Source organism: Vibrio sp. 10N.222.49.A3 (assembly GCF_041475145.1).
Lineage (GTDB): Bacteria > Pseudomonadota > Gammaproteobacteria > Enterobacterales > Vibrionaceae > Vibrio > Vibrio tasmaniensis_A.
Window position 1 is genome coordinate 169,158 of sequence record NZ_JBFRVM010000019.1, and the last position, 11,691, is coordinate 180,848.

11 protein-coding genes and 1 other annotated feature are annotated in these 11,691 nt (G+C 43.4%); of the genes, 7 read left to right on the plus strand and 4 right to left on the minus strand.

Features of this window, described 5'->3' with window-relative positions:
* Window positions 1–77: 77 nt before the first annotated feature.
* A complete protein-coding gene (arcA, locus tag AB4589_RS03050) occupies window positions 78–794 on the minus strand; it encodes a two-component system response regulator ArcA (RefSeq protein ID WP_004741534.1) in 717 nt (238 codons plus the stop codon).
* A 576-nt stretch (window positions 795–1,370) separates the two neighbouring features.
* Here arcA and AB4589_RS03055 point away from each other — a divergent pair.
* Window positions 1,371–1,856: a putative 4-hydroxy-4-methyl-2-oxoglutarate aldolase gene (locus AB4589_RS03055; RefSeq protein ID WP_017098326.1), complete on the plus strand. Its 486-nt coding sequence runs from the start codon at window positions 1,371–1,373 to the stop codon at window positions 1,854–1,856.
* 29 nt (window positions 1,857–1,885) lie between these two features.
* Here the strand turns inward: AB4589_RS03055 and AB4589_RS03060 are convergent, their stop codons facing one another.
* Window positions 1,886–2,362 carry a ribonuclease regulator gene (locus tag AB4589_RS03060; protein ID WP_122046592.1) on the minus strand — a complete coding sequence of 159 codons (477 nt, stop codon included), beginning with the start codon at window positions 2,360–2,362 and terminating at the stop codon, window positions 1,886–1,888.
* 317 nt (window positions 2,363–2,679) lie between these two features.
* Window positions 2,680–2,798: a sequence feature (Thr leader region), on the plus strand.
* Window positions 2,799–2,827: 29 nt separating this feature from the next.
* Here AB4589_RS03060 and thrA point away from each other — a divergent pair.
* The 3 genes from thrA to thrC are packed head-to-tail and all read left to right on the plus strand — an operon-like array spanning window position 2,828 to window position 7,541.
* Complete coding sequence (gene thrA, locus AB4589_RS03065; protein WP_012603240.1) at window positions 2,828–5,287, plus strand: bifunctional aspartate kinase/homoserine dehydrogenase I; 2,460 nt, start codon at window positions 2,828–2,830, stop codon at window positions 5,285–5,287.
* 17 nt (window positions 5,288–5,304) lie between these two features.
* Window positions 5,305–6,261: a homoserine kinase gene (gene thrB / locus AB4589_RS03070; protein WP_009848413.1), complete on the plus strand. Its 957-nt coding sequence runs from the start codon at window positions 5,305–5,307 to the stop codon at window positions 6,259–6,261.
* Window positions 6,258–7,541: a threonine synthase gene (gene thrC / locus AB4589_RS03075; protein ID WP_135382876.1), complete on the plus strand. Its 1,284-nt coding sequence runs from the start codon at window positions 6,258–6,260 to the stop codon at window positions 7,539–7,541. The genes thrB and thrC overlap by 4 nt, the downstream gene beginning before the upstream one ends.
* Before the next feature lie 78 nt (window positions 7,542–7,619).
* On the opposite strand, the gene grcA is transcribed toward thrC, so the two are convergent.
* Window positions 7,620–7,997: an autonomous glycyl radical cofactor GrcA gene (gene grcA, locus AB4589_RS03080; protein WP_009848415.1), complete on the minus strand. Its 378-nt coding sequence runs from the start codon at window positions 7,995–7,997 to the stop codon at window positions 7,620–7,622.
* A gap of 326 nt (window positions 7,998–8,323) precedes the next feature.
* Here grcA and nfo point away from each other — a divergent pair, with 326 nt between their 5' ends.
* The 3 genes from nfo to AB4589_RS03095 all read left to right on the plus strand — a co-directional run bounded on the left by nfo (window position 8,324) and on the right by AB4589_RS03095 (window position 11,213).
* Window positions 8,324–9,232 (plus strand): deoxyribonuclease IV, encoded by a 909-nt coding sequence (nfo, locus tag AB4589_RS03085; RefSeq protein WP_372099296.1) that lies wholly within the window; start codon window positions 8,324–8,326, stop codon window positions 9,230–9,232.
* Between the two features lie 662 nt (window positions 9,233–9,894).
* A complete protein-coding gene (ung, locus tag AB4589_RS03090) occupies window positions 9,895–10,569 on the plus strand; it encodes a uracil-DNA glycosylase (protein ID WP_012603254.1) in 675 nt (224 codons plus the stop codon).
* A 92-nt stretch (window positions 10,570–10,661) separates the two neighbouring features.
* Window positions 10,662–11,213, plus strand: a complete 552-nt coding sequence (locus AB4589_RS03095) for a hemerythrin domain-containing protein (RefSeq protein ID WP_371710042.1) — start codon at window positions 10,662–10,664, stop codon at window positions 11,211–11,213.
* 152 nt (window positions 11,214–11,365) lie between these two features.
* Here the strand turns inward: AB4589_RS03095 and AB4589_RS03100 are convergent, their stop codons facing one another.
* A complete protein-coding gene (locus tag AB4589_RS03100; RefSeq protein ID WP_372099298.1) occupies window positions 11,366–11,554 on the minus strand; it encodes a DUF3545 family protein in 189 nt (62 codons plus the stop codon).
* Between the last annotated feature and the right edge of the window lie 137 nt (window positions 11,555–11,691).

Consider the following 11,691-nt stretch of genomic DNA (forward strand, 5'->3'; position numbering starts at 1 on the left):
TACTAACTGGTTAGAGTGCTATCGGTTAGAAGTGCTAATCGACGGCAAGAACTAAACGGGCAGAAGCGCGAATCGAATTAGTCTTCTAGGTCACCACAAAAGCGGTAGCCTTCACCGTGAATCGTCGCGATGATTTCTGGTGTACCAGAAACAGATTCAAAGTGCTTACGAATACGACGGATTGTTACGTCTACAGTACGATCGTGTGGCTTAAGCTCACGGCCAGTCATCTTCTTAAGAAGGTCTGCACGTGTTTGGATCTTACCTGGGTTCTCACAGAAGTGAAGTAGAGCACGGAACTCTGAACGAGGTAGCTTGTAGCCTTCGCCATCTGGGCTAACCAGAGAACGACTGTTGATATCTAGTACCCAACCATTGAACTCGTACTTCTCAACGCTACGCTTTTCTTCTTGAACAGAGCTTGTGCTCATTGAACGGTTAAGAAGGTTACGTGCACGGATAGTCAGCTCACGAGGGTTGAAAGGCTTAGTGATGTAGTCATCAGCGCCGATTTCTAGGCCAAGGATCTTATCAACTTCATTATCACGACCAGTTAAGAACATAAGCGCTACATTTGCTTGCTCACGTAGTTCACGCGCAAGTAGTAGGCCATTCTTACCTGGAAGGTTGATGTCCATAATTACAAGGTTAACTTGGTTATCAGATAGCACTTGGTGCATCTCTTCACCGTCGCTAGCCTCAAAAACAGCATATCCCTCTGCTTCAAAAATACTCTTTAGAGTGTTACGAGTTACTTGCTCATCTTCAACGATAAGAATCTGCGGGGTTTGCATTTGGCGGTACCTAAATTTGTGACGAAACTGTGCTAATAGAATAAATTCTAGGCAAAACATAACATACAGGTAATGTATTTTTGATGATAACTTAAAGTTTTCAAAAAAACACTTACTTCCAGCTATCTGCCTTCCTTGAAGTATTGCCCAATAACGTAGATCCAGTACGCCTTTCAATCATTCTTTTAGTGATTTAAGAGGATTCTATAATGTTAACAGCATGCTAACAACGCGAGAATGTTAATTCCATTCACTTTGTTGATTTACATCAATTGCCGTATCGCAACAAACTTTAATAGTATGGCTACAACTTAACCAATGTTATGGTGACTATTTAGCACCAAAATAAGAATGATTATTCGAGATGTTTCGAACATCTTGCTTGCTAAAGACCGGACTATGAACCAAGGAAGCTGAAAGCTATCCTTAGAGTCTAGTAGATAAATATGCTCAATCAACTTTTATTTCGTATTAAATTGGGCATAGAACAATGAAAACAAAGGATTAATTTTAATAATATATAAAAGCATAGAGGCTCGCCTGACTTAATAGGTTTGCCTTACTCACGGAGGATATATGCACGATATAACACCTGACTTATGTGATGAGTTTGAAAGCAAAGTCACGCTACTGAATATGCCATTACAGAACTTCGGCCAGCGTGGTGCGTTCTGGGGAAAAATTGTAACAGTTCGTTGTTATCACGATAATTCCAAGGTTCGTGAGGTTTTAGAGACCGATGGCTGCGGCAAAGTACTCGTTGTAGACGGCAATGGCTCGTGTCAAAAAGCGTTACTTGGCGACCAATTGGCGATTCTAGCCATAGAAAATGGTTGGGAAGGCGTCATTGTGAATGGTGCGGTGCGTGATGTTGCGATGATGGCGCAGATGGATCTTGGTATTCAAGCTCTCGGAGCCTCTCCATTTAAAACCGAGAAGCACGGTGTTGGGCAAGTGAATGTGACGCTCTCTATACACAATCAACTGATTCAGCCCGGTGATTACATTTATGCCGATTGGAATGGTGTGTTAATTTCAACGGAATTGTTGATTGAATCTTAACGGGCTCATCGATAAAGAAGTGGGATAGATTAGAAGCGAAACCCTAATCCTACCTCAACACCTTGTTGCCACTCTTCATAATCAAGGGTGGCATGCATATCTAGATTATCGGTTAGCTGCACGCGGCTGGAAAGCTCTGCGGCTACCGATTTCTCACTGTCTTCTGTTTCATTGTTATAGGTGTGTAGAGAGCTGTTGAAAGAGACTCTTTCGGAAAACTGATAACTAACACCACTCAAGAATCCACTCTCATATTTCAGTGCAGCAGTGTTGATTCGTGTACCGACATAAAGATCCACATCAGAAAACAAGCTATAAGAATAACCACTGTCTACTGTCCAAGTATCAAAGCTTTCACTCGATGTACTTTGCGTGGAGATAAAAAACTTATGGTCAGAGCTATCGATTTGACTTGGGAGCAAAGGCAAACTGCTCAGTAGCGGTAAACTGTTAGCTGAACAAACAACAGGCATAGCAAAGACTAAAAGAATAAGTAATCTCTTCATTTCCCACTCCTGATGTCATTATTATTGTTTTTCGAACGTTATTGTTCAATTAAAGCACAGGACTTGTATGTTCGCTGTACTATCGATAGAGCATTTTGTTATGACTATATATGCAACTGATTACTTCTGTTTGTTTGATGAGTTAATCCAGTCTCTGAATGGCAGGTTGATGCAGGGTGTTTTATCTCTTAAATGAAGGTTTGCTCTGAAAAACGGTGTGAATGTAAAAAAAACGCAACTTTTCATTGACGCATAGTAGTAAAAATTGATACACGTAGAGTAAAGCACAAGCAGAGAATTTGATATGCAGCATGTAAGCCACCTAGTAATGACCACCACCATTATTATTACCGACATTCACATTGTTGGGGCAGGCTGCTAAGTAACGGATTTTAAAAAAAAGGCCTGTATCCAACAAGATACAGGCCTTTTTTTGTACCATTTTTATGACTTATGGAGAAAGGGATGCGCGTTTTAAAGTTTGGAGGTTCATCATTAGCTGATGCAGATCGTTTTTTACGAGCGGCTGATATCATCGCTAATAATGCCCAGCAAGAAGAGCTAGCCGTTGTACTATCGGCTCCAGGAAAAACAACCAATAAGTTGGTCGCTGTTATTGAAGCTGCACTGAAAAACGGTGAAGCTGACACACAGATTTCAGAGATCGAATCATCATTTTCTGCACTGTTTGCAGAGATTCAAGCGGTATTGCCGTCAGTAGATGGCTCTGCGTTTCAAGAGCAAGTCGATACCTCTCTTGCTCAACTTAAGCAGTTCGTGAATGGTATTAACCTACTGGGCATGTGCCCGAATCACGTAAATGCTCGTATCATTAGTAAAGGTGAGCGAGTTTCAATCCAGTTAATGAAAGCGGTACTGGAAGCGAAAGGCCAACCAGCAAGCCTGATTGACCCTGTGGAATACCTCTATGCTCAAGGTGATCATCTTGAAGCTATGGTGGATGTGGATGTTTCAACTCAGAACTTCCGCCAATCACCGCTTCCTAAAGGTCACGTAAATATCATGCCGGGCTTTACTGCTGGTAATGAAAAAGGCGAGCTAGTAACGCTTGGCCGTAACGGCTCTGACTACTCAGCTGCAGTTCTAGCGGCATGTCTACGTGCTGATTGCTGTGAGATTTGGACTGACGTCGATGGCGTTTACAACTGTGACCCACGCTTAGTGGATGATGCCCGTCTTCTTAAATCACTCAGCTACCAAGAAGCGATGGAGCTTTCTTACTTCGGCGCTTCAGTTCTACACCCGAAAACAATCGCACCTATCGCACAATTCCATATTCCATGTCTGATCAAAAACAGCTTCAACCCACAGGGCGCAGGCACTTTGATTGGCCAAGACACTGGCGAAGATAACCTAGCGATCAAAGGTATCACTACGCTAAGTGACCTAACGATGGTTAACGTATCAGGTCCAGGAATGAAGGGCATGGTAGGCATGGCAAGTCGTGTATTCGGCGCGATGTCTTCTGCAGGCGTTTCTATTGTCCTTATTACTCAATCTTCTTCTGAGTACAGCATCAGCTTCTGTATTGAATCGGCTGACAAAGTGAAAGCGAAGCAAGTGTTATCAGATGCGTTTGAACTCGAACTTAAAGATGGCCTATTAGAGCCAGTTGAGTTCATGGATGATGTTGCGATTGTGACGCTGGTGGGTGACGGTATGCGTACATCACGTGGCGTTGCTTCTCAGTTCTTCTCTTCTTTAGCTGAAGTGAACGTTAACATCGTTGCTATTGCTCAAGGCTCTTCAGAGCGCGCTATCTCTGCGGTTATCCCGGAAGATAAAATCTCAGAAGCAATCAAAGCGTGTCATGAAAACCTATTTAACTCTAAGCACTTCCTTGACGTCTTCGTTGTCGGTGTTGGCGGTGTTGGTGGTGAGCTTGTTGACCAGATCCAACGTCAACAAGGCAAACTGGCTGAAAAAGGCATCGTGATTCGCGTATGTGGTTTAGCAAACAGCAAAGGCTTGCTGCTAGACAGCGATGGTCTACCGCTAGAACAGTGGCGTGATCGTATGTCGAGTGCGACAGAAGAGTTTAGCCTAGCGCGTTTAGCGGCACTTGTTCAACGTAATCACATCATCAACCCTGTGTTGGTTGATTGTACGTCTAGCGAAGGTATTGCAGGACAATACGCAGATTTCCTAGCGGCTGGTTTCCACGTTGTAACACCAAACAAAAAAGCCAACACAGCAAGCATGGCTTACTACCATCAGCTTCGTGAAGTGGCGCGTAACTCTCGTCGTAAGTTGATGTACGAGACAACAGTAGGCGCAGGTCTACCCGTAATCGAAAACTTACAGAACCTAATCTCTGCAGGTGATGAGCTTGAGAAGTTCAACGGTATTCTTTCTGGTTCACTGTCTTACATCTTCGGTAAGCTGGATGAGGGTATGACACTCAGCCAAGCAACCAACATTGCTAAAGATAACGGCTTCACTGAGCCGGATCCTCGTGATGATCTGTCTGGTATGGACGTTGCGCGTAAGCTGCTTATTCTTGCTCGTGAAGCGGGTATGGCACTTGAGCTTGAAGATGTTGAAGTTGACCAAGCATTGCCACCGGGTTTTGATGACTCAGGTACAGTTGACGAGTTCATGGCTCGCTTGCCAGAAGCGGATGCATACTTCAAAGAGCAGTCAGCTATCGCAGCAGAAGAAGGCAAAGTACTTCGTTATGTGGGTGAGATCGCTGAAGGTAAATGTAAGGTTCGTATCGCAGCTGTTGATGGCGATGACCCAATGTTTAAGATTAAAGATGGCGAGAACGCTCTGGCATTCTACAGCCGTTACTACCAGCCAATCCCACTCGTTCTGCGTGGCTACGGTGCAGGTACTGAAGTTACAGCAGCAGGCGTATTCTCTGATGTGATGCGTACTCTTGGTTGGAAATTAGGAGTTTAGGAATGAGTTCAAGTGATATGGATGTTGTTGTTTATGCTCCTGCATCAATCGGCAATGTCAGTGTAGGGTTTGATGTGCTGGGGGCCGCTGTGTCTCCAGTGGATGGCACATTGCTTGGTGACCGAGTAATGGTTAAAGCCGGTGATGAACCATTCTCGCTAAAAACAGCAGGCAGCTTTGTTTCTAAGCTGCCAACTGAAACCAAAGAAAATATTGTCTATGACTGCTGGGTTGTGTTCTCTCGCGAGTTAGATAAGAAAGGTATCTCAGTTAAGTCTTTAGAGATGACACTAGAGAAGAACATGCCTATCGGTTCTGGTTTAGGGTCGAGTGCATGTTCAATTGTCGCAGCACTAGATGCTTTGAACCGTTTTCATGGTCAACCGTTGAATGAAACTGAACTGCTTGCTCTTATGGGTGAAATGGAAGGTAAGATTTCAGGTGGCATACATTACGATAACGTAGCGCCATGTTACCTTGGTGGTGTGCAATTAATGTTGGAAGAGCTTGGCATTATTAGCCAAGAGGTTCCATGTTTTGATGACTGGTATTGGGTAATGGCGTACCCGGGCATCAAGGTTTCAACGGCTGAAGCGCGAGAGATCTTGCCTTCTCAGTATCGCCGTCAAGATGTGATTGCCCATGGTCGTCATTTAGCGGGCTTTATTCATGCTTGTCACTCTGGTCAGCCGGAGCTAGCCGCTAAGATGATCAAAGACGTGATTGCTGAACCATATCGTGAGAAACTGCTTCCAGGGTTTGCTGATGCACGTAAATATGCAACGTCAGCAGGAGCATTAGCTACTGGAATTTCTGGTAGTGGCCCTACGCTATTTAGCATTTGCAAAGAACAAGATGTCGCCGAGCGTGTTGCACGCTGGTTAGAACAAAACTACGTACAAAATGAAGAAGGATTCGTCCACGTTTGTCGCTTAGATAAACAAGGTTCGATCGTTACAGGAAGTGAGTTATGAAGCTGTACAACATCAAAGAAAACGATGAGCAAGTCTCTTTTGGCCAAGCCGTTCGTCAAGGTCTAGGTCGTAATCAAGGTCTATTTTTCCCATCAGAGCTGCCTAAGTTCGATGACATCGATGCACTACTTGCAGAGGACTTTGTCCCTCGTAGTTCAAAGATTCTTTCTGCTCTAATTGGTGATGAGTTACCAAAAGAACAGATTGATCAACTAGTGGATGCGGCATTCCAATTCCCAGCACCGATCAACCAAGTGAAAGACGGTGTTTACGCACTTGAACTGTTTCACGGTCCAACGTTAGCATTTAAAGATTTCGGTGGCCGTTTTATGGCTCAATCTTTGGCTGCGGTTTCTGATGGCGGTCAAATCACAATCTTAACGGCTACATCGGGTGATACTGGCGCTGCGGTTGCACACGCATTCTACGGTATGGAAAACATCAATGTTGTTATCCTGTACCCGAAAGGCAAGATCAGCCCACTGCAAGAAAAGCTATTCTGTACGTTAGGTAAGAACATCCATACTGTCGCGATTGATGGCGATTTTGATGCGTGTCAGGCATTAGTAAAAGACGCGTTTGACGACGCTGAATTGCGTAAAGAAATTGGCTTAAACTCAGCAAACTCAATCAACATCAGCCGTTTGATGGCTCAGATCTGTTATTACTTTGAGGCGGCTTCTCAGCTAACCAAAGAGCAACGTGAAAATCTGGTTATCTCTGTACCAAGTGGTAACTTTGGTAACCTAACTGCGGGTCTATTAGCGAAAGCGCTAGGCTTACCGGTTAAACGCTTCATTGCAGCAACCAACGAAAACGACACGGTTCCCCGTTACCTAGAAACAGGTCAATGGGATCCAAAACCAACGGTTGCGACAACATCGAACGCGATGGACGTGAGCCAACCAAACAACTGGCCACGTATCGAAGAGCTTTGCCAACTGAAAGGTTGGGGACTGGATACTTTGGGTAAAGGTAAAGTATCTGATGAGCAGAGTGCTGAATCAGTACGTGATCTAAAAGCTCAAGGTTACCTGTGTGAACCTCATGGTGCGATTGCTTACCGTCTATTGGAAGAGCAACTGCAAGAGAGCGAGACAGGCCTTTTCTTATGTACGGCACACCCTGCGAAATTCAAAGAAGTGGTTGATGACATCTTAGGTACTGACATTGAACTTCCTGGTCCGCTAGCAAAACACGCGGTGATGGAGTTGTTGTCTGAAGATCTAGATAACGATTTTGAAGCGCTAAAAGCAGTGCTTCGTCGAGTTCAACCGTAACCTATATCGGTATTGTTGAACAAATAAAAACGGCGCTCAATGAGCGCCGTTTTTGTATTCTAATTCAAGCTCTAAAAATTATAGAGACTCAGTGAACGTACGTGCGATAACGTCACGTTGCTGTTCAGTAGTTAGAGAGTTGAAACGTACAGCGTAACCCGATACACGGATAGTTAGCTGTGGGTAGTTCTCTGGGTGAGCAACAGCATCTTCTAGCGTTTCACGCTTAAGAACGTTAACGTTTAGGTGTTGACCACCTTCGATGCGTGGTGCTGCTTCGATAGCAACTTCACGGCTTTCGTACTCGCCTAGGTCTGCAGCTGAGATAACTTGGTCAGCTTCGAAACCTGAAGTAGCAACAACACAACGAGCTTCATTCTTCTCGCTATCTAGTAGCCAGATTGAGTTTAGTAGGTCATCGTTTGCTGCTTTAGTAATTTGAATACCTTGGATCATAACTATCTCCTAGTCCACTTTATGTGGTTTGATTATGGTGTTAACTTTCGAATTTTATTGAGCTGAGTAATATATACCTAGTTTGTGGTAGTTTAATATTGATTTAAGTCAAAAAACAACCAAAAACCTCATTTTTTTCAAGGTGATTACTTTGAGTTAAATCAATAAAACCTTTGAAAACAAAGTAATTACAAAATATTTTAAAGTATAAAAAATATTTAACAGTGGCATTTGTTGTAAATTTACTACATTTGTTGTGTTTTTATTGACCTGTAAGTGATACGACCCTTTAATTATTAAGCATCCTGAAAGTGTAAAGTGATTTAATGACAAACAATAATTCATCTTCAAAACCTGAAACTAATATTAAGTTTATTGGTGCGCATGTGTCTGCTGCGGGCGGTGTTGATCAGGCGCCAATGCGCGCAAGAGAGATTGGCGCCAATGCTTTTGCACTGTTCACCAAAAACCAAAGACAGTGGGCAGCAAAGCCGCTAGAAGCGAAAACCATTAGTGCGTTTAAAGCCAACTGTAAGATGTTGGGCTTTAGTGCTGAGAATATTCTTCCTCATGACTCCTACCTTATTAACCTAGGAGCACCAGAAGAAGAGAAGCTAGAGAAATCACGTGCGGCTTTTATTGATGAAATGGAGCGTTGTAACCAACTAGGACTCACGCTTTTGAATTTTCATCCTGGGAGTCATTTGAAGAAAATCTCAGAAAGCGAATGTTTGGCCAAGATCGCTGAGTCTATCAACTTGGCTCACCAAGCGGTGCCTGATGTAATTGCCGTGATTGAGAATACCTCAGGGCAGGGGACTAATCTGGGTTGGAGATTTGAGCACCTAGCAGAGATCATCGACCAAGTAGAAGATAAGTCACGCGTCGGCGTGTGTTTAGATACTTGCCATACTTTTACAGCCGGTTATGACCTACGAACAAAAGAAGCATGTGAGCATACTTTTGCTGAGTTCGACCGCATTGTCGGCATGCACTATCTAAGAGCAATGCACATCAATGATTCAAAAGCTGAGTTCGCGAGTCGAGTCGATCGACATCATTCTTTAGGAAAAGGCGAGATTGGCTGGGATTGTTTTGAGTATATTGCCTCGGATTCTCGCTTTAATGGTATTCCTCTTATCTTGGAAACCATTGATTCGACGATCTGGAAAGAGGAAATTCAACAACTTAGAATGTTCCATCGCTCAGCAACGGCAGTGAGCGAAGAAGCGTAATAATAGAGGGGGAAATTTATTTCCGTCTATTTCTAATAATTGGCACCTTTCTTTCATAGTATTAAAGTGAATATGTAGTTCACGATGTCTTAGAGGAGGTGCCTTTATGTATTCACAAGCCCAAACTTCAACTGTTTCTGCTGCTCGCCGTTTACCAACCCCAAACCGTCATGTGCATAACCACGGTCACCACCGTACACAGCAGAAAAGTGGTTAATCGAGATAAACACAACTTGAACTGATTATTATGATTCATCAACAAGTGAACCCTACACATCATGTTTATTGATAGCTGTATGAGGTATAAATAGGGCGTGTTGATCTTTCGAGCTGATTTTTGCAGCGAGTTGCTGGGTATTTATACAAGGCAGAGGCTTTGACGTGTAGCTAGCCTACATGAGAAGCCGCTAACGCAGTAGAAATGACCAGCAAACGCTGCCCGAAGGGTTCGGCTAAAAGCGTTTTACTCTTTGTTGAGGGAGATTTGCTTAGAATGACTATGCTACTTCTCCCTCGCCGCGATTAAAACGCTTTTATCTCGAACAAAATTTAACCACGAAAGGTCAACACGCCCTAAAGCCTTATTTAGGATAGTTAGCCGATACAGCTATTTTTTGTCTGGCGAAAGCCCCTAGAAACTTTGATGATTGGGAAGTAAAACGATGAGCGCACCAAAGACTTGGGAATCCATTATTAATGATGAACGTGACAAAGAGTACTTTCAGAGTGTCCTCGCGTTTGTTGAACAGCAACGCAATAGTGGGAAAACCGTCTACCCTCCTCAAGAGCAGGTGTTCAGTGCCTTTGATATGACGCCTTTCGAGTCCGTACGCGTGGTTATCCTAGGGCAAGATCCTTATCACGGCGCTAACCAAGCTCATGGCTTAGCTTTTTCTGTACTGCCAGGTGTAAAAATCCCTCCTTCTCTACGTAATATGTACAAAGAGCTTGCACAAGATATAGAGGGCTTTGAGATCCCGAGTCATGGCTACCTCGATTCTTGGGCATCTCAAGGGGTGTTAATGTTGAATACGGTACTGACAGTAGAAGAGGCAAAAGCCCACTCACATGCTAAGTGTGGTTGGGAAACCTTTACCGATGCCATTATTGCAGAGCTCAATCAGCGCTCTGAACCGATCATCTTCTTGTTGTGGGGCGCACACGCCCAGAAGAAAGGCCAAGCGATTGATGCAGACAAGCACCATGTGTTGGTTGCACCTCATCCATCACCATTATCAGCACGCCGTGGTTTCTTCGGTTGTCAGCACTTCTCAACAACCAACAAGCTACTTTCTTCTATGGATCAACAATCTATCGACTGGCGTTTACCAACATAAGTATAGGTTGGTGGTTTTCTGAGCAGGGTCAAATCATAAATCAGCATCTTCGTATACACTTATAAACAGTAGGTGTAATGGAGTGCAATACTATGATGATTGAAAGGATAAGACGAGAGCATGGCTATATGGCTCGTTTGCTCGCGATACTCAACAGTAAGTTAGAGTTTCTGAAACAGGAGCGAGAAATAAACTATAGCCTGATCGCAGAGGTGGTTCATTATCTCATGGACCATTCAGACAAGGTGCATCACCCGAAAGAAGATGTTATTTATCGTTACTACCTTAAGCAATATGGCAGTGATCAAGTGATTGAAGACTTGGAACTGGAGCATCAATTGCTTTCTGAGAAAACGGCGGACTTTTTAGGTGTGGTCGATATGATCCTTCAAGATGCGGTGGTTCCTCAACAAGTATTTATTGAGCAGCTTGAAGCTTTTGTTAAAGCTCAACGAAAACACATGGAATATGAAGAGAAGCATGTGTTACCAATGATTGTTGAGTCGTTCACTGTTAAAGATTGGCAAGAGGTGGAGTCTCAATGGCTTCAACCTGAAGACGACCCTGTCTTTGGAGAGACAATTGCTGATGAGTACCGCCAACTCGCGGCTCGCATTCGACAGAATGAACAAGAGTGCGTTTAGCCAGTTGTCATGTTGAAGCGTGACTATTTTAGATGCTCTCTATTTTAGAGGGCTAGTTCCCAAATGATGCTTTGAGCGGATTAAATACCTCATAAAATAAAAAAGGCACCTATTACAGGTGCTTTTTGCTATCTGATTTCTTATCGTGCTGATTAAAGCTTTATATCGTCAACGCTAAAATCGAGACCTAGGTTCATCTCTCTAAGCTCTTTCTCAAGCTGTCTACGATCATTGATTGCCTCAATTTCACGCCATTTACGTTTGAGTGGTTTAGAGCGTGTTTTTTGAGTGGTACGAGGCATTTCTAGTTCTGATAATTCATCGAATTGAAAGCTATCCATAAGCATATCTCCTTCCGTGGGATTCGTTCTTACGAACCATTAAATAGCATATTTAGGTTCACAATAACCTTGATTTGTTTCTCATTTGTTTCAAGTGTATGAAGATTTTGTTTTGTTTTATTATGCATGCTCACACA

Excerpts from the sequence above, each read along its gene's own strand:
- AB4589_RS03055 (WP_017098326.1), top strand. The coding sequence starts at position 1,371 with ATGCACGATATAACACCTGACTTATGTGATGAGTTTGAAAGCAAAGTC.
- grcA (WP_009848415.1), bottom strand. The coding sequence starts at position 7,997 with ATGATCCAAGGTATTCAAATTACTAAAGCAGCAAACGATGACCTACTA.
- nfo (WP_372099296.1), top strand. The coding sequence starts at position 8,324 with ATGACAAACAATAATTCATCTTCAAAACCTGAAACTAATATTAAGTTT.
- thrA (WP_012603240.1), top strand. The coding sequence starts at position 2,828 with ATGCGCGTTTTAAAGTTTGGAGGTTCATCATTAGCTGATGCAGATCGT.
- AB4589_RS03060 (WP_122046592.1), bottom strand. The coding sequence starts at position 2,362 with ATGAAGAGATTACTTATTCTTTTAGTCTTTGCTATGCCTGTTGTTTGT.
- AB4589_RS03095 (WP_371710042.1), top strand. The coding sequence starts at position 10,662 with ATGATGATTGAAAGGATAAGACGAGAGCATGGCTATATGGCTCGTTTG.
- AB4589_RS03100 (WP_372099298.1), bottom strand. The coding sequence starts at position 11,554 with ATGGATAGCTTTCAATTCGATGAATTATCAGAACTAGAAATGCCTCGT.
- thrB (WP_009848413.1), top strand. The coding sequence starts at position 5,305 with ATGGATGTTGTTGTTTATGCTCCTGCATCAATCGGCAATGTCAGTGTA.
- ung (WP_012603254.1), top strand. The coding sequence starts at position 9,895 with ATGAGCGCACCAAAGACTTGGGAATCCATTATTAATGATGAACGTGAC.
- thrC (WP_135382876.1), top strand. The coding sequence starts at position 6,258 with ATGAAGCTGTACAACATCAAAGAAAACGATGAGCAAGTCTCTTTTGGC.
- arcA (WP_004741534.1), bottom strand. The coding sequence starts at position 794 with ATGCAAACCCCGCAGATTCTTATCGTTGAAGATGAGCAAGTAACTCGT.